Source organism: Brucella pituitosa (assembly GCF_003049685.1).
Lineage (GTDB): Bacteria > Pseudomonadota > Alphaproteobacteria > Rhizobiales > Rhizobiaceae > Brucella > Brucella pituitosa.
In genome coordinates this window covers 1-17,866 of record NZ_PYSY02000003.1, presented here as the reverse complement: position 1 = coordinate 17,866, position 17,866 = coordinate 1, and the positions used below count along the sequence as shown (strand labels likewise).

The following is a 17,866-nucleotide window of genomic DNA, read 5'->3' as shown; positions in this document are numbered from 1 at the left end:
CGTGACGCCGGATAAGACAGTAACTGTAATCGGACTTGGCTCCATGGGCTGGGGGGCAGCCACGTCACTATTGCGCGCAGGCTTTCATGTTAAAGGCGTGGATGTTCGTCACGAGGTTTTGCAACGTTTCGCGGCAGAAGGCGGCGAGGCATACTCAACCGCAGCCGAGGCGGGGCCTAGCGATGTAGTATTCGTTTTCGTTGTGAATTCTGATCAGGCAAAGGATGTCCTGTTCGGCGCCAAAGGTGCATTGGCAAGCGCTGTTCGAGGCACAGTCTTTCTTTTGTGCGTAACTATGGCGCCGAGCGCCACCGTCGAAATAGCCGAAAGCCTCGAAGCGGCGGGCATGCTGGTTATAGACGCGCCGGTTTCGGGTGGGCATCAAAAGGCTCTCACAGGCGAAATGACGGTGATGGGATCTGGCTCGAACGCAGCCTTTGACATTGCTGCGTCCAGTTTGAATGCTGTTGCTGGCAAGGTATTTCGTCTCGGTGAAGTGCCCGGACTGGGCTCGAAGGTCAAGATGATCAATCAGCTGCTTGCCGGTGTACATATCGCGGCAACAGCAGAAGCTCTCACTCTTGCAGCAAAAGTTGGATTAGACCTTCAGACAGTATTCGACGTCATTCGTGTTTCGGCGGGTTCTTCATGGATGTTCGAAAATCGCGGACCGCACATTGTGGAAGGCGATTACACACCACGTTCTGCAGTGAATATCTTTGTCAAGGATCTGGGCATAGTAACCTCCGAAGCTTCCGAGGCTGGAGGGTCGACACCTTTAAGTCAAACAGCACTGGAACTCTTTAATCAGGCTGCCGGTGCCGGATTCGGACCTCAGGATGACGCAGCTGTAGCAAAGATTCTCGCCTTAAAAAGCGATGTAATATTGCCCGGAATGACGGATTAGACGATGGGTATTGTTTTAGGCGCCATTGCTGACGACTTTACCGGAGCAACCGATCTCGCAGGTCTTTTGGCTCGAAGTGGCTATCCAGTTTCTTTGCGACTTGGATTGCCGTCAGAAGCCGAACCTGAAGGCAACGCCGCAGCGTTCGAAATTATCGCTCTTAAATGCCGTACAATTCCTCAAAACATGGCTGTTGATCAGGCGCGATCTGCTTATGAATGGCTCAGCGCTCGCGGTGCAAAACGCTTCTACTGGAAATATTGCTCGACCTTCGACAGCACTGAAAAAGGCAATATAGGGCCAGTTGCTGAAGCGTTGATGGCCGATATAGGCACGTCTCAGACGATCTATTGCCCTGCATTTCCGGAAAATGGTCGTAATGTTTTCATGGGGCATCTTTTTGTGGGAGAAGCGCTTCTCAACGAAAGCGCGATGAAAGACCATCCTTTAACGCCCATGCGCGACTCCAGTCTGGTCAGATTGTTGACGCCACAGGTGCGTGGAAAAGTGGGCCTCGTCAACCGGCTTACTGTCGCGCGTGGAGTGGAAGCTCTCAAATCCAGATTAAGGGAACTGGAGGCTGACGGCATCGCACACGTTATTATTGATGCGGTTGCGAATGATGATCTTTCAATTATCGCGGAAGCCTCACTGGATTTCCCATTAATCAGTGGAGGTAGCGCTCTCGCTATGCCACTGCCAGCACTTCTCGCTGGCTCCGGTATGATTGGCCAAACCACTGAAACTGTACCTGAACCTCAGGTGCAGAAGGGACAGATTGTACTTTCAGGCAGTTGTTCGGCCATGACTCTCAAGCAGGTCGAACTCTATCGTGATAGGGCTGCGAGTTATCGGCTGAACCCAACAGTTCTGGCCGAACGTGGTATCGCGGATGCGCTCGACTGGCTTCAAAAACAACCGGCCGAAAAGCCGAAGCTGATTTATGCAAGTGCTGATCCAACGTCTGTGCAAGAGGCGCAATCGAAGCTTGGTGTGGAACGGGCCGGACAAATTGTTGAACAGGCGCTCGCTGAATTGGCGCTCGCTTCGTTCAAACTTGGAATACGTCGATTTGTGGTCGCTGGTGGTGAAACATCGGGCGCAGTTGCTCAGGCACTTGGAGTCTCGAAGCTCAGGGTCGGTAAAGAAATCGCGCCCGGTGTTCCATGGACCTATGCCAAAATTGGCGATGAAACCGTCGCACTCGCACTTAAGTCCGGCAATTTTGGAACCGCGTCCTTCTTCTCCGATGCACTTCAGATGCTGGAGGTCGCATGAGCGAAGAAGCAAGATTGCGAGAGGATATCTGCCGGTTAGCAAAATCGATGTTTGATCGGGGCTTACAGGTGGATCTTCGGAAATATTTCAGCTCGCCTTTCCGACGGGCGCTTGTTGGTAACGCCAACAGGCAGCTCGTTTGGTGGGCTTGATCCTCAAAGACTATCGCTATTCAACGAGGCAGGGATATTGGTTGGCGGTGATCGTCCCACAAAAGAAATGCCGCTACATTCCGCATTTTATGAAACGCGCGGTGCCAAGGCCGGGGCAGTTGTGCATTTGCATTCGTGCCATTCGGTTGCCCTTTCAATGCTACCAAATATCGATCCCGATAACATGCTGCCGCCTCTAACGGCTTATTCGATCATGAAGCTCGGCAAGGTCAAGCTCTTGCCATACTTTTTGCCGGGTGATCCGGCAACCGGCGATGCAATCCGCGGGCTGGCTGGTAAGCGAAGTGCGGTTATGTTGGCCAATCACGGCCCTGTCGTTGCATCGAAAGATCTGGAAGCAGCGGTTTACGCGATCGAGGAACTCGAAGAAACGGCCAAACTTGCTTTGTTGACCCACGGGCTGAAACCCAAGCTCTTAACCGATGCGCAGATCAGTCAGATCGTGGAAAAATTTGATGTGGAGTGGGAGTAATATGGCGAAATTCTCGGCCAATTTGGGTTTCCTGTGGCAAGAGCTGCCTCTTCCTGATGCTATACGCGCAGCCAAAAAGGCTGGCTTTGATGCTGTGGAATGTCATTGGCCCTATTCCTATGATATCAAGGATATAGCTGCCGCTCTTCGCGAGACCAGGTTGCCAATGCTGGGTCTCAATACTAGTCGCGGCAATGTGGAAGCTGGAGATAATGGTCTTACAGCCGTTCCGGGCCGTGAAAGCGAAGCACGCGCGGCTATTGATCAGGCGATCGCCTATGCCAGCGAACTTAACGTGCCCAATATACACGTCATGGCAGGACGTAGTGAAGGAACGGAAGCCCATCGCACTTTTCTGAGTAATCTCACCTATGCCTGCGAGCGCGCATCTATCTATGGCATGACTATTCTGATCGAACCCCTGAATGAACGCGATGCGCCGGGATACTTTCTGAGAACTTCTGCGCAAGGTCTATCGATTATCGAAGAGCTCGGTCAGGACAATCTGAAGCTGATGTTTGATTGTTATCATATCCAGATCATGGAGGGTGATATCAGTAAACGGCTTGAAGCATTGATGCCGCATATCGGTCATGTTCAGATAGCGTCCGTTCCCGATCGTGCAGAACCCGATCACGGGGAGTTAAACTACAGACATATTTTGAGTTGGCTCGATAAGCTTGGCTATCAAAAACCTATTGGGGCTGAATATCGTCCGGCAACGTCTACCGTTGATGGACTAAAATGGATGCGCCTTTTTGAATGAAGCTATTAAGCGGTACAGAGACGAGAACGAGGAGGAATAATAGTAATGAGCGCTGGATCAGCTGCAGGAAATAAGCCCATTGCACTTGTGACAGGTGGGGGGAACCGGGGTCGGCCGTGCAATTGCAAAAGCGCTTGGCACTGCAGGCTATCAGGTCATCATCTCGGGCAGACGTGGTGAGGTTCTCGATAAGGCGGTTAAGGAACTTACAGCTGATACGGGTGGACATTTCCACGCTTTCAAAGCGGATGTAAGCGACCCCGTGTCAGTGCGTACCCTTTTTGACAACATCGAAAGCAAATTTGGACGACTGGATCTTCTGATCAACAATGCGGGTACTTTGGTGCCAGGTGTTCCTTTAGAGGAAATAAGTTTCGATGACTGGAGTGCAATTGTAGGCGCCAATCTGACAGGTGCGTTTTTGTGCACACAACAGGCATTTCGCATCATGAAAGCGCAACAGCCGCGTGGTGGTCGCATCATCAATAACGGATCAATTTCAGCGACGACACCGCGTCCAAACTCTGCGCCTTATACTGCGACCAAGCATGCCATCACTGGCCTGACGAAGTCGACGGCACTTGACGGGCGTAACTTTGATATTGCTTGCGGGCAGATCGATATCGGGAACGCTGCAAGTGACATGACGCAGAAAATATCGACTGGTGTCATTCAGGCAAATGGGACGATTGCCGCAGAACCAACAATTGACCCAACACATGTTGCCAATGCAGTTGTTTATATGGCGAGTTTGCCTTTGGACGCTAATGTGTTGACCATGACGGTGATGGCAACCAAAATGCCATTAGTCGGGCGCGGTTGATACTGTCGTCTGCTGCAATGGTATGAAGTCTAACAAAGGAGAGAAATAGCGAAGGTGTAAATGTCGGAAGTGAGGAGCTGGCGTTTTCATTTTTCCAAAAAACATAAACTATCGATCACACTCTGGGAGGATACGCATGGCAGCTGTACAGTTCGCTGAGGTAGTGAAATCTTTCGGTACCTTTCCTGTTATCAAAGGCGTGAATATTGATATTGAAGATGGCGAATTCGTCATTCTTGTTGGGCCTTCTGGCTGCGGAAAATCAACCCTTTTGAGAATGTTGGCCGGGCTGGAGAATATCTCCGGCGGGGAGGTTCGCATTGGCGGAAGAACAGTAAATAACCTGCCGCCCAAGGAACGCGATATTGCTATGGTGTTCCAGAACTATGCCCTTTATCCCCATATGACAGTTGCCAAGAATATGGCTTTCTCATTGATGCTCAACTCTGCGCCACAGGCCGAAATTGAGAAGCGGGTGAACTATGCGGCTGGTATTCTCGGTCTGACAAATCTGCTCGACAGATATCCGCGTCAGCTTTCAGGAGGGCAGCGCCAGCGAGTTGCCATGGGGCGCGCGATCGTTCGTGATCCGCAGGTTTTCCTGTTCGATGAGCCACTGTCTAATCTCGACGCCAAGCTCCGAGTGGCTATGCGTGCAGAAATTAAGGAATTGCATCATCGACTTAAGACGACAACCGTTTATGTAACCCACGATCAGATTGAAGCGATGACAATGGCTGACAAGATCGTGGTCATGCATGACGGGCGCGTTGAGCAGATTGGCTCACCGCTGGAGCTTTATGATAATCCGAGCAACCTGTTTGTCGCAGGATTTATCGGCTCACCCGCAATGAATATGATCAAGGGCAGGCTCGCCCCCGGAAGATCCAAAAACATTTGTTGCTGAAGATGGTATGCGATTACCACTTTCTCGCGCCTATCCGGCCGCTGTCGGCCGCGATCTCGTTTATGGGTTGCGTCCTGAATATATCCGGCTTGATAGCGCGGGCATGCAGGTGCCGGTCGTCGTCATTGAACCAACGGGCTATGAAACACATATCGTCGTGAATTTTGGCGGAACAGAAAATATCTGCATTTTCCGCGAACGTGTCGACGTTCGCCCTGGCGAGATGATTTCAATCTCAATTGATCCAGCAAATGTTCACTTGTTCGATGAACAGGATGGAATGCGGCTGTCGGCCTGAGTTTATTCCGCGCACCAAAAGGAGAGGAGCCTTCGGTGTGCCGTTTCTGGGAAAGACGCATGTCACCAGATTTCTGCATCCGTGGTTTGGGACAGCGGATGTGATCAACGAGAAGTCCCATCTTTGGAGGAGGAGCATAATGACTATCAGAAGAAGAACATTTCTTGCAGGAACAGCAAGCCTTGTTGGCGCTGCAGGTCTTTCTGGCCTTGGCTACTCTCCGGCTTTTGCTGCCGAACCTCAATATAAACCCGAAGAAGGCGCAAGTCTTCGGCTCTTGCGCTGGACACCTTTCGTGAAGGGCGACGAAGAGAGCTGGTTTGCTAACACAAAGAAATTCAGCGATGCCACTGGTGTTGCAGTCCGCATTGATAAGGAAAGCTGGGAAGATATTCGCCCCAAAGCAGCGGTCGCAGCCAATGTTGGATCTGGCCCGGACATTGTCATGTGCTGGTTCGATGATGCCCATCAATATCCCGACAAGCTCGTAGACCTCACGGAACTGGGTACATATCTCGACGGTAAGTATGGCGGCTTCTATGATGGGTTGAAGGGATATGCAGTTCGGGATGATAAATTCATTGCCATGCCGTTGACTGCAATCGGCAATGCCATTGTTTATCGTGACAGCCATATGAAAGCAGCAGGCTTTAGCGAGTTCCCCAAGGATGCCGCAGGCTTCCTGGAGCTTTGCAAAGCGATGAAAGCCAAAGGCACGCCAGCGGGCTTTCCACATGGTAAAGCAGTTGGTGATGGCAACAACTACGCCCATTGGTTGTTGTGGAGCCACGGCGCACAAATGGTCAATGAAAAGGGCGAAGTCACTATCAATTCGCCTGAAACACTGGCCGCATTGAATTACGCAAAAGAGCTCTACGCCACATTTATTCCAGGTACGGAAAGCTGGCTGGACATCAATAACAATCGCGCGTTTCTTGCGGGGCAGGTTTCATTAACTGCGAACGGTGTTTCGATCTATTACGCTGCGAAGAATGACCCGAAGCTTGCTGAAATTGCTGAGGATATGCGCAGTACAAACTTCCCAATTGGACCTGTTGGGAAGAGCGTTGAATTGCATCAGACCAGTTCTTTGCTCGTGTTCAAACATACAAAATATCCAGAAGCCGCAAAAGCTTACCTTAAGTTCATGATGGAAGCTGACCAGATGAATGCATGGATCAAGGGGTCGAGCGCCTATTGCTGCCAGCCACTTAAGGCGTTCGCAAACAATCCGGTCTGGACGGAGAATCCCATCCATGCGCCTTATGCCCGAGCATCGGAAACCCTGCGGCCGAATGGGTATGCAGGCCCTCTGGGATATGCGTCAGCGGCCGTGATGGCTGACTACGTTCTGGTCGATATGTTTGCCTCTGCAGTCACAGGAGCGGAAACTCCGGAGGAAGCGATGGCAAGCGCTGAAAAGCGGGCGAACAGATATTATCGCGTGTGACCGACATAATCATGAGGCGTAGGTGAAAGCCTGCGCCTCCGCTTCGCATAGAGCATTTCCGGCAAAAGAGCGAAGCGGTTTTCGGAACAAGATGTATGCAAAAACAGTGAGATAGAACATTTCTCGTGATCGAACTTCAACCAGAAATGCTCTGGTGTTCTGGAGGTGCAATCCATGACGATGACGAATACAAAAGACTCCGGGAGCGATGCGGCGCAGCAAAGTCCCGCCCGACCGCGCCTGAGCAACAATCGCGATATGCTTGGATTTTTGTTCATGCTGCCTGCAGCAGTTTTTCTGCTTTGCTTCCTTACCTATCCGCTTGGCCTGGGGGGTTTGGCTGGGCTTCACCGACACCAAGATAGGACGCGACGGCATTTTTATTGGCCTTGAGAATTATGAGTTTCTCTGGGACGACAGTGTTTTCTGGCTATCTGTGTTCAACACGGTCCTCTATACGTTCGTCGCATCTGTTCTCAAATTTGGTTTGGGCCTTTGGCTTGCGCTGTTGCTGAACGAAAATTTGCCGATCAAATCTTTCTTCCGCGCAATTGTACTGTTGCCGTGGGTGGTGCCAACCGTACTTTCAGCACTCGCATTCTGGTGGATCTACGACGCACAGTTTTCCATTATATCCTGGTCGCTCATGCAGATCGGCCTGATTGACCAGCCCATCAATTTTCTGGGCGATCCAACCAATGCACGATTGTCTGTCATTGCTGCCAATGTCTGGCGCGGCATTCCTTTCGTGGCGATATCTCTCCTTGCGGGCCTGCAGACCATTCCAGCATCCTTGCAGGAAGCAGCTTCCCTTGACGGTGCATCCAGCTGGCAGCGTTTTAGGCATGTGACATTACCGATGCTGACGCCGATCATCGCTGTGGTGATGACGTTTTCCGTTCTGTTCACATTCACAGATTTTCAGCTGATCTATGTTTTGACCAAAGGTGGGCCTGTGAACGCGACGCATCTCATGGCCACCCTATCGTTTCAACGTGCAATTCCGGGCGGCCAGTTAGGCGAGGGTGCTGCGATAGCGGTCGCAATGATCCCGTTCCTGCTCGCCGCAATTATGTTCTCCTTCTTCGGTTTGCAACGCCGCAAATGGCAGCAGGGCGGAGGTGATTGAGAATGGAGAAAATCATGAAAGCCAAGGATCAGGCGATCAATACGGTTACTGATGACACCCAGGGCATGTCTTATCTCAACAGGCTGCCTAGAAGAGTGGTGACAATCTATATACCCATTGCGCTGTTTATTTTCGTGCTGCTCTTTCCATTCTACTGGATGGCAATCACTGCAGTTAAGCCAAATTCACAGCTCACAGATTATGACAATTACAGCCCATTCTGGGTGGTCGATGCCACATTCGATCACATCAAGTATCTGTTGTTTGAGACGTCATATCCGGGCTGGTTATGGAATACGATGCTCGTTGCGACATGTGCAACGTTCATATCACTGGTAACATCAGTTCTAAGCGCCTATGCGATTGAACGTATCCGCTTTACCGGCTCGCGCTCGGTAGGCTTGCTGATTTTTCTGGCTTATCTTGTTCCACCATCAATCCTGTTCATTCCGCTGGCATTTATCGTCTTCAAACTTGGGATCTATGACTCTCGTTTGGCTCTCATTTTTACTTATCCGACCTTTCTTATCCCATTCTGTACCTGGTTGCTGATGGGATACTTCCGCTCGATTCCATTTGAGCTGGAAGAAAGTGCACTCGTTGATGGTGCAAGTCGCTGGCAAATTTTGTGGAGGATTATTCTGCCTCTTGCGGTTCCAGGGCTGATTTCGGCAGGTATATTCGCCTTCACTCTTTCGTGGAACGAGTTCATCTATGCACTGACATTTATTCAGTCTTCAGAAAACAAGACCGTTCCTGTGGGAGTGCTGACTGAACTTGTGCGCGGCGATATCTTTGAGTGGGGAGCGCTTATGGCCGGTGCGTTATTTGGGTCGCTGCCGGTTGTCATTCTCTATTCATTCTTTGTCGACTATTACGTCTCGTCGATGACTGGAGCGGTGAAGGAATAACCATCCTTTATATTATCCATGTCGATACTAAAAGAGGCTCTCTCGAGCCTCTTTTTAGAGTGCGTTTCGATCTGATTGGATCAGATCGTCGCTCTAAATATTTGTTTTTAACGCGCATCCCGAAAACCGTTTCACACTTTTCGGGATGCGCTCTAATTGCGATCAATAGCTATTGTCATAACTGACCGCTCAAAGCTTCCTGAACGGCGATATCAGCCATCGCAATTGCAGCTTCTCTGGTGCGTGCTGCAGCAATAAAAACGGCCATTGTGGCAGAAGCTTGCACCTTCAATACCGCATGCTGCTTCCAGATCGCCATTGGTTAACCCAGCCCAAGCTGCAGGAAGGTCAGCCCGTAATTCAAACCCATCATCCGATTTACGGATGCCCGTCAGACACCAATCGTTATTTCTAGGATGAACGACAAACAGCAGATGATCGGCACCAGCTTTGACGATTGCAGACCGGAAAGGCATTCCGAGCGGAAGTTCCAGCACCCGATTTTCGCCTGCAGCTTCAATTGCATTTTGCACAATGGCCTCAGCCCGCAATTTCGCTGCACTTCCTGCGATTTTTGCTTCGACAAAACTGCGGGCAATGATCAAAGCGCGTTGAAACGCCTGATCATCAGCCTCGGGGTTTGTTTCATCAAAGACGGGTTTAAGCGTCTCCAAAAGTGTGGGCAGGGTCAGCCCCCGCAAGTGGTCCGGCAATAGAAGGGCTCAGTTCGCCGTTGTCCACCAGATCAATTGGAAGTACGAAATTCTGGTCAAAGGACGCGTGAATAGCTTCTACATCCGTCTCGGGAATGCCGGAGAGCATAAGGTAGTCGTGTCCATAATGCTTCCAGATCAGACCAAATGAACTGTAGGGTTGTCCGTCTTCGCGGTGCGGTGCGCCGCGCTGATGGTGATCAAAAATACGCGCTTCCGGATCATAGAGGCCGCCTACATCGTAAATAATGCGGTCAACGTTTGGCGTAATCCAATTGCGGTCCCTGCTGCGAATAAGCTGGGCATCAGGGAAAAGCCTGGTGAGTATGACACTCGACATCAACTCGTCGGCATGAAAGCCCCCAGAGTGCGTGACGATAAATTCTGGGTTCATGCCGTATGCGCCTTATCAGTATTAAAATGAAACGAGAGAACGAGTGCTGATACTCTTTAGAGCGTTTGAGCTCAAGCTCCCTCATACATATTCCTTTAAGGTATCGGTGGTCTGGCTACTGTACGAGGCAGAAGTTGAACCACAATTCTTGCAGGCAGGTTCCTGAGTTCGACACCCGTCAAATATGTCAGGGTGTTAAATTTCTGTCATCAAACCATGCTAGCTAGCTGTTCAAATGGGTATAAAAATCAAAATATACTTACTTAAATTGATTCGAATCAATATTAACTATTTGAGATTGAATTAAAACATATTTGTGAGGTATTAATTTTATAAACAAAAAATAATTTCATGAAAAATACACATTATATTTATTGATTTAGTGATTTTATATTTTATAAGCCCTCGCGTCACACCTCGCTTATGGAGTTATTTTATGAGGGTTAAGAATTTTCTCTGCGCTTCGGCTGCAGTATTCTCGTTTGTGTCGGCTGCACAGGCTGCTGATGCGATCGTTGCACCAGAGCCAGAAGCCGTAGAGTATGTCCGCGTTTGCGATGCTTATGGCGCGGGCTATTTCTACATCCCAGGCACCGAAACCTGCCTACGTATTCACGGCTATCTTCGTTATGACGTTAAAGGGGGGCGATAACGTCTACGCCAAGCGTTTGTCGCAGCTGGAACGCGACACCTATGACATGAAGTCCCGCTTTGAACTTCGTTTTTCTACTGCGTCCGAGACGGATCTGGGCACACTTAAGACCTATGCCGACGTGCGCTATGATTGGAACAACGGTGAAAACGGCGCAAGCGGCCAGCTCCGCTTCGCATATATCGAACTCGGCGGTCTTCGCCTTGGTCTCGATGAATCCAAGTTCGTGACCTTTACTGGTTACCTCGGCGATGTCATGAACGACGACGTCATTCTGGCCGGCGGCACGCGCACCAACGCCATCAGCTATAGCTTCAAGGGCGGCAACGGTTTCTCGGCTGTAATCGCTCTCGAACAGGGTGGCAATGGCGACTCGGACGTCAACGTCACAATCGATGACTACACGCCGCATGTTGTTGGTGGCTTGAAGTTTGCTCAGTCATGGGGTTCGATTGCTGGTGTTGCAGCTTATGACGCACTCAACGAAGAGTGGGCCGGTAAAGTTCGCCTCGATGTGAACGTGACCGAACAGTTCTCGGTCTGGGTGCAGGGCGCATACAAGTCGAACGATGACAACTACACGGTTACACAGCGCTTTGCTGATGGTAGCTGGCGCGGTGTTCGTCGCATCGACAGCTTCTACGGTACATGGGGTGGCGATTGGGCCGTTTGGGTGGTGCCAAGTTCAAGGCAACCAAGCAGGCAACGATCAACGTTCAGGCAGCTTATGAAGATGTCGGCCGTTTTGCAGCCACTGCAAACGTAGCTTACACTCTGGTGCCGGGCTTCACTGTAACGCCTGAAATTTCTTACACCAAGTGGTCGGATGACCGCTCGGAACTTAAGGGCGAAAAGGCCTGGCAGGGCATGGTTCGCTTCCAGCGTTCGTTCTGATCTGATCGTTCGTTCGGATTTGATAACCTCCAGTCAGATTTGAAGCGACAGGGTAGCGGCTTGAAAAAGCCGCTACTTTTTTATGGCTATTGAAGTGGATGATGATCTCAACTCTTTGAGTTATTGCAGAAAATTCCGCAAGCTCTCCAATTCAACGGGACGGATTTCATGCCCGCCGGGTGCAATCAGGGATTTGACGTCTGCACCCTGTGCTTTGAACCATTCAATCAGGCTCTTTGAGAGCTTGAGTGGCGAGATCGGATCGACTTCGCCAGCCGTGATCAAAACCCGTTTGCCGGAGAGTGCGGGCTGCGGTTCCGGTGTCCATGGGATCAGCGGATGCATGAGTGCTGCACGGTTAAACAGGTTTGGGTCGCGAAACAGCATGGATGCCAGAATATTTGCTCCGTTCGAATAACCGAGCGCATAGATTTCACGACCCAGATTCTGCTCGCGAACCTCGCTTATAAAGCCCAGCATCTTCTCCGTGCGCAGGTGAAGGTCATCCATGTCATAGACGCCTTCGCCTGTACGGCGGAAGAAGCGATTGGCACCGAATTCCGATACATCGCCGCGCGGCGCGACAATGCCTGCATCGGGCAGTATCTGGTCGATCAGGCCGGTGAACTGGTGCTCATTGCCACCTGTGCCGTGAAACGCGATGACGACCGGAGAACCGGCAACACCTTCGCGCCGGAAGCTGAAATATTCCTTTTTTGTCATGATAATCCTCCAAAGGAGGGTGCCTCCGGCAAAGCCGGAGGCATCCAGTTATTTATCAGTCAAAGGCTCGAGATTGGCTTCGATGCGATCACGATAGGCCTCATAGCGGCTTGGCAGCTTGAGTGCTTCGCCCAGATGCGCCGTGTCTTCATCGCGGTCAAAGCCGGGTTCATTGGTTGCGATTTCAACAACACGCCGCCCGGGTGCGGAAGTAGATCGCCCAGAAATAATCGCGGTCGATCACCGGCGTGACATGATAGCCCGTGTCCATCAGCGCCTTGCGCACTTCAAGCTGTGCAGCCCGGTCCGGCACCGCAAAGGCGATGTGGTGGACAGAACCTGCGCCCTGACGTGCAGCCTGTGCCGAAGGAAGGGCTTCGAGATCAACCGTATCGGCACCATTGCCATTTGGAATGATGAAGCGGCTGATATTGCCTTCGGTTTCAGCGCGTTCATAACCCATGAACTTGAGCAGTTCGGCACTGGCGTCAATGTCGTGAAGCCGCATGCGTGCGCCGCTGAAGCCGCGGATAGCTACATCTTCGGAAACGCCCGCACTGATCCATGGCGCACGCTTGTCATCGTCAATCTCAACGAGTGCAAAGCCATCGCCATCCGGCCCCTGGAAACGCAGACGTTCAGCGCCAAACACGCGGTCAGCTTCAAGGCCGGTTACGCCTTTGCGACCAGACGGTCTTTCCAGAAGCCAAGCGAACTTTGGCACAGCGAATTCGGTTTCACCGACTTCGCCAACGCCCGGACGACCGCGCACGATGTTCGGGAACGGGAAGTAAGTCATGACCGAGCCGGGGGTGCCGACTTCATCACCATAATAGAGGTGATAAACACTTGGTTCGTCAAAGTTCACCGTCTTCACGCGACGCAGGCCGAGTGTATCGGTAAAGAAGCTGTTGTTCTGGCGTGCATCGGCCGCCATCGACGTGACGTGATGAAGGCCTCTGATCTGGTTCAGCATGATGTTTGCCTTTCTGCGGCATGACCGCTCCATAATCTTGTTGAAGCCAATCTAATGGGATCGATTGTTGATGACAATTGATGCAAATATTGCGATTATATTACAATGAGTGCAATAATCGGATCGAAATAGAAGCTTAGGTTTATTGTTGTGGAGCCTGCTTTTCACAAAGCTGTGAAGCATGGAAAAGAAACGTTCAGAGACAAAAATAAACAACACTTTGTTTGATTAAAGCGGTATAGCGGCTCGCAATCAATTCTTTGGAGTGCCCTTCAGGCCGCACATAAAGCAACAGCTATTCCACGACCCGGTTCACTTGAAAAGTGCCACGTCTTGATCCTGACGATTCCACAATACGAAAACTGAATTCAGAGAGTTCTGCAGATCTAGCCCTTACCTCAAAGCGGGTGGAGATATGCAGCCACATGCGATTACATGAAATGACAAATCTTACCACACTCGACAATGTATCAAATGAGACTCAACTTTCGACACTGGTTGGCATGATTGCCATTCCGCTCTGGAGTGTATCGATTGGGTTCATTCGCAGTGTGTCGGAAATTTTTGGACCTATCGCAGGTGCTGCCCTGATCTATACGACAAGTGGCATGCTTGGTGCCCTCGTTCTCGGTCTTCCAAAGCTGCGCGATCTGAAAAACCCAGGAATCTGGTATAGCGGCCTTCTGTTCGTTGCTTATGAGATTTCGCTGGCGCTGGCGATAGGACTTGCGCACAACCGCGATCAGGCATTGGAACTGGGCATGATAAATTATCTATGGCCCAGCGTTACAATCCTGTTTGCTGTTCTGACGGGACAACAGCGCGGCTCATGGCTCCTTGCTGTTGCATTGGGCTTTTGCTTAATGGGTATCGGTTGGGTTATGAAAGGTGACAATGAGTTATCTCTGGATCTTATTTTTCATAATATTCAGGACAACCCGTTAGCTTATATTTATGCATTCTCGGCCGCATTGCTATGGGGGCTGTACTCCGTTGTTACGCGCCATTTTGATAATGGAAAAAGCGCGGTTCCACTTTATTTTCTGCTGACCGCAGCTGTACTGTGGACCAAGTATACGATCAGTGATGGGCCTGCACTGGTCCTTCATTGGAATGGTCTGGGGCAAATCCTAGTTTTTGCTGCGATGTCTGCTGTTGCTTATGCGTGTTGGAACCGGGGTGTATGTCATGGGAATATCTCACTTCTCGCAACCGCATCCTATTTCACGCCAGTACTTGCAGCAGTTCTCACGTGCTTGTGGCTTGGAATTCGACCGGGCATCGAATTTTCTTCGGTGTGTCAATGATCACGGCTGGGTCTTTGCTATGCTGGTGGGCTACACGGCGGACCGCATTATAAAGACTGCATTTCCCCAGTATGGGAGTTGGTGGCATTACACCCGCACATAAACTGAAATTGGCCGCGTGAATCCTGGTGTTAAACTCATCAAAAATAGGGGGTACGAGAACATACATTCGTTATCACTTCTCCAGCCGCCACGATAGGTTCTCTGAACTGCCAATGATGGTCTGCCCTTGAAGGTTGACAGCAAGCCATAGCGAATGGTCAAACCAAACTTGTGTGGCTCTGATGTCGCCAGAGAAACTGAGAACGGGAGAAAGTTGATGCGTTTGAAGGCTATTGCGCTGTGCCTTATGGCAGGATTTTGTACTTCGGCATTCGCACAGGACAGCACACATGTTTTGGAGCAGGCCTTAAAACAAATACCGCAAAAGACACTTACAAAACCCGAAGCGATGCAGATATTTTTCCTGGACACGCAAGCGTGGCGGGGTTTGGAAAAAGCAGGGCCGTCAGCTAACGGAATGCGAAGGCTTGTTCTATCACAACCAATCCGGTCGCTTGAATCGATCGGATATGGACTGGATGCCTGGTCGAAAAACGCAAAGATCTCTTTCGACGATCTCACCTATTTTGCCGCTTTTGGTCAGGCCCCGGGTAACGTTACCTATTGGGGTCTACAGAATGAACAAGCCAGTCAATCTTTGGTCAAGGCGCTTAAAGACACTGATTTTTCTGATGTAGACAGTGACGTTTCAGGTCTCATTGCAAATGGCGAAGCCAACAAGCTTGATTTTACGAAAGCGAATGCTGGAAATCCCTGGCGCGGAGCAACCGGCGCAACGAGCTTCGTTTTGCCTCTTGATGCTGCCGTGGTTCAAGCCTCATCCGCAAGTGACATGAAGATATTGGCTCAACCCACGCCCTCGGTGGCTGATAGCGAAATCATTGCTACAGCTGTTAACGGGCTGAAGAGTGCAATTCCGTCAGAGAACGGTCAGATTGTGCAGGCCGCGATTATATCTCCCATTTTTGGTCTGGACGGTGTTGATCCCGCAAAAATATTGCCCTCTTCGCCAGGTGATATAGAAGCCGCAAAGCAGTCTTTCAAAGACAGTGTGGCAGAGAATGGGGATTCCTCCCTATTTTGCGGGATTTATCGCCGATGCCCAAATCGATAATGCACCCGCTGTCGTCATTTCACTTTCCTATCTCGACTGTTCAACGGCCGAGCAGGCAGTCAACGGCGTCGTTGCCTCCTGGAAAGAAACGGTAGCTGGAACGGTAGAAGGCGATATTTCCGGGCATGCCGTTCAGGCAGGCAAACTTTGTGCAGGCGTGGTTAGCATTGTTGCGCCGAAAGCAGAGACCGCTGCAAACCCAATCTTGTCAGATGTGATGAACCGCTATCTGCAGCGCGATTTCACAGTCTTGCAAATTGGTTCATCGCTCTAATCTCACTTTATAATTTTCAAACTCAGGCGCAACCGCTTCCTTCTTGGGAAAGACGGGTTGTGCATTGTGCACGAGACGGTACAATCAAACAAAATTATAAGAGAGGGACCAAATCATTGGCGCAAAAAGCCAGCCCCCAAGAAACAGCTTCTGATAAGCCGGTTCTTCTCAGCGGCGGGAATCCGCAAATTCCAAAGGCAGACGGCAATGAACCTGTTCGGGCTTACATCGCTGCCATGCCCGGTTGGAAACGAGATGTGGGGCAAAAGCTGGACGCCATTATTGAGAATCTGGTGCCAAATGTTTCAAAAAAGGTTCGCTGGAACACTCCATTTTATGGAGTAGGGGACGGCACATCCTTCACTGCGTTCCACTGCATGACGAAATATATCAAAATAACCTTTTTCAAAGGGACAGACCTGACACCAATGCCACCCGAACCGTCAAAGCAAGCCAACGTGCGGTATTTTCATATTTTTGAACCTGGAGACTTTGACGAAGCGCTGTTCGCGGACTGGATAAAGCAAGCCTGCGGCTTGCCCGGCGAGAAGATTTAACACTGCTCATACGCTTTATATCCAGAACACCCTTCATGCTGATTCAATCACATATGACGAATTGTTAGTTTTGTACTTATCAATTTGGTTTTCTATTATAGAATGCTGTCCATATTTATCGCCAATGATATAATGAATATCTATAAATGCCTGCTATTAATTGGGTGTATCTGCATGTTTTTAATATATATAGTTACTGCATGTAAAAACTAATATTAAAAACAATTGACATTTAATGTAAATTAACTCAAACAGTTATTAATTTGAATAAATTCATATTTCAATATGCTTGTTTTATCAATAATGAGAATTATAAATGTACTTTAATTTTGCTCCCAAAAAATTAAACTTTGTCACAGTCTTTTCGATCCTTAGTGTATCTTTGATCCTCTCAGGCTGTGGTGGACGAGAAGCAAAACCGATCGCAGCAACGCATCCAGCCGACAGCGCATTTGACTGCGTGGGAATTTCGCGAGTTTGCTGCTAACGAACGCCAGATAGTGGCGACTTTGAAAGAGCGTTCACAGGCTCAGGGCAAAATATCATTCTGGGGCTACGGGAGCTATTCTATTCTTTCCGGCGCTCTTTTTCATGGATCCGAAATCGCCTGAAAAAGTTGAAATCGATGCCTTACGGAACCGCAACAGGGTTCTTGAAGATATAGCAAGGACGAAGAAGTGCTCCGTACCCGTTTCCCAATTGACAGATGTCTATAGCAAACTGGATCAACGCGATGGTAGACGAACTACGAAGATAAGAGACTGAACTACGAATTCAAAGACATCGGTGGCGGGCTGTTAGTTCGTCACATCCGTACGGCTATGCATTGAGCATCGCAGAAAGCTCGGATAGCATTGCACGCAGTCTGGCAATGCGTCCTCGTATCATGTTATTTGATGAGCCGACATCAGCCTTTGATCCAGAAATGGTGAAAGAAGTTCTGGATGTGATGGAAGAACTTGCCGCCGATGGCATGACCATGATTTGTGTAACGCACGAGATGGGATTTGCGCGTTCTGTGGCTGATCGGGTCATTTTTATGGATCAGGGCAGGATCGTCGAAGATAATGCCCCGACACCTCTTC

At 50.1% G+C, this 17,866-nt stretch carries 10 protein-coding genes and 9 pseudogenes; 16 read left to right on the top strand and 3 right to left on the bottom strand.

Features of this window, described 5'->3' with window-relative positions:
* Position 1 precedes the first annotated feature (1 nt).
* The 9 genes and pseudogenes from ltnD (at position 2) to C9380_RS20405 (ending at position 9,114) form a co-directional block, all read left to right on the top strand.
* Positions 2-907, top strand: coding sequence for an L-threonate dehydrogenase (ltnD, locus tag C9380_RS20445; protein WP_128094489.1), 906 nt, complete (start codon positions 2-4; stop codon positions 905-907).
* A gap of 3 nt (positions 908-910) precedes the next feature.
* Entirely contained in the window at positions 911-2,185 is a 1,275-nt protein-coding gene (otnK, locus tag C9380_RS20440; RefSeq protein ID WP_128094488.1) for a 3-oxo-tetronate kinase, read from the top strand.
* Positions 2,182-2,830: pseudogene (gene otnC, locus C9380_RS20435) on the top strand (3-oxo-tetronate 4-phosphate decarboxylase). Before otnK ends, otnC begins: the two are co-directional and overlap by 4 nt.
* Before the next feature lies 1 nt (position 2,831).
* Complete coding sequence (locus tag C9380_RS20430) at positions 2,832-3,596, top strand: hydroxypyruvate isomerase family protein (protein ID WP_128094487.1); 765 nt, start codon at positions 2,832-2,834, stop codon at positions 3,594-3,596.
* Between the two features lie 45 nt (positions 3,597-3,641).
* Positions 3,642-4,419, top strand: a pseudogene (locus tag C9380_RS20425) (SDR family oxidoreductase).
* Between the two features lie 136 nt (positions 4,420-4,555).
* Positions 4,556-5,624 (top strand): annotated as a pseudogene (locus C9380_RS20420) (ABC transporter ATP-binding protein).
* Positions 5,625-5,763: 139 nt separating this feature from the next.
* Positions 5,764-7,074, top strand: a complete 1,311-nt coding sequence (locus C9380_RS20415) for an ABC transporter substrate-binding protein (protein WP_128094486.1) — start codon at positions 5,764-5,766, stop codon at positions 7,072-7,074.
* A gap of 174 nt (positions 7,075-7,248) precedes the next feature.
* Positions 7,249-8,203 (top strand): annotated as a pseudogene (locus C9380_RS20410) (carbohydrate ABC transporter permease).
* A 14-nt stretch (positions 8,204-8,217) separates the two neighbouring features.
* Positions 8,218-9,114, top strand: coding sequence for a carbohydrate ABC transporter permease (locus C9380_RS20405; protein WP_105535271.1), 897 nt, complete (start codon positions 8,218-8,220; stop codon positions 9,112-9,114).
* Between the two features lie 175 nt (positions 9,115-9,289).
* On the opposite strand, the pseudogene C9380_RS20400 reads toward C9380_RS20405, so the two are convergent.
* Positions 9,290-10,221, bottom strand: a pseudogene (locus C9380_RS20400) (MYG1 family protein).
* A gap of 436 nt (positions 10,222-10,657) precedes the next feature.
* Here C9380_RS20400 and C9380_RS20395 point away from each other — a divergent pair.
* A pseudogene (locus tag C9380_RS20395) lies at positions 10,658-11,767 on the top strand (porin).
* A gap of 120 nt (positions 11,768-11,887) precedes the next feature.
* Here the strand turns inward: C9380_RS20395 and C9380_RS20390 are convergent.
* Both C9380_RS20390 and C9380_RS20385 read right to left on the bottom strand, forming a co-directional pair.
* Complete coding sequence (locus C9380_RS20390) at positions 11,888-12,490, bottom strand: alpha/beta hydrolase (RefSeq protein ID WP_105535132.1); 603 nt, start codon at positions 12,488-12,490, stop codon at positions 11,888-11,890.
* Between the two features lie 48 nt (positions 12,491-12,538).
* Positions 12,539-13,466 (bottom strand): annotated as a pseudogene (locus tag C9380_RS20385) (VOC family protein).
* A gap of 323 nt (positions 13,467-13,789) precedes the next feature.
* Between C9380_RS20385 and yddG the strand changes: the two are divergent.
* From yddG to C9380_RS20360, 6 genes and pseudogenes are all read left to right on the top strand, one after another.
* On the top strand, positions 13,790-14,773 hold the full coding sequence (gene yddG / locus C9380_RS20380) for an aromatic amino acid DMT transporter YddG (protein ID WP_217284099.1): 984 nt from the start codon (positions 13,790-13,792) through the stop codon (positions 14,771-14,773).
* A gap of 319 nt (positions 14,774-15,092) precedes the next feature.
* Positions 15,093-15,950, top strand: coding sequence for a hypothetical protein (locus tag C9380_RS20375; protein WP_217284098.1), 858 nt, complete (start codon positions 15,093-15,095; stop codon positions 15,948-15,950).
* On the top strand, positions 15,898-16,224 hold the full coding sequence (locus C9380_RS27120; RefSeq protein ID WP_217284097.1) for a hypothetical protein: 327 nt from the start codon (positions 15,898-15,900) through the stop codon (positions 16,222-16,224). The genes C9380_RS20375 and C9380_RS27120 overlap by 53 nt, the downstream gene beginning before the upstream one ends.
* A 116-nt stretch (positions 16,225-16,340) precedes the next feature.
* Entirely contained in the window at positions 16,341-16,781 is a 441-nt protein-coding gene (locus tag C9380_RS20370; RefSeq protein ID WP_247877631.1) for a DUF1801 domain-containing protein, read from the top strand.
* Between the two features lie 316 nt (positions 16,782-17,097).
* Positions 17,098-17,546, top strand: a pseudogene (locus C9380_RS20365) (hypothetical protein).
* 85 nt (positions 17,547-17,631) lie between these two features.
* Positions 17,632-17,866: pseudogene (locus C9380_RS20360) on the top strand (amino acid ABC transporter ATP-binding protein); the annotation flags it as partial.

What these genes read in the sequence shown, in the direction of transcription:
- otnK (WP_128094488.1), top strand. Translation starts at nt 911, where the DNA reads ATGGGTATTGTTTTAGGCGCCATTGCTGACGACTTTACCGGAGCAACC.
- C9380_RS20430 (WP_128094487.1), top strand. Translation starts at nt 2,832, where the DNA reads ATGGCGAAATTCTCGGCCAATTTGGGTTTCCTGTGGCAAGAGCTGCCT.
- C9380_RS20415 (WP_128094486.1), top strand. Translation starts at nt 5,764, where the DNA reads ATGACTATCAGAAGAAGAACATTTCTTGCAGGAACAGCAAGCCTTGTT.
- C9380_RS20405 (WP_105535271.1), top strand. Translation starts at nt 8,218, where the DNA reads ATGAAAGCCAAGGATCAGGCGATCAATACGGTTACTGATGACACCCAG.
- C9380_RS20390 (WP_105535132.1), bottom strand. Translation starts at nt 12,490, where the DNA reads ATGACAAAAAAGGAATATTTCAGCTTCCGGCGCGAAGGTGTTGCCGGT.
- C9380_RS20375 (WP_217284098.1), top strand. Translation starts at nt 15,093, where the DNA reads ATGCGTTTGAAGGCTATTGCGCTGTGCCTTATGGCAGGATTTTGTACT.
- C9380_RS27120 (WP_217284097.1), top strand. Translation starts at nt 15,898, where the DNA reads ATGGGGATTCCTCCCTATTTTGCGGGATTTATCGCCGATGCCCAAATC.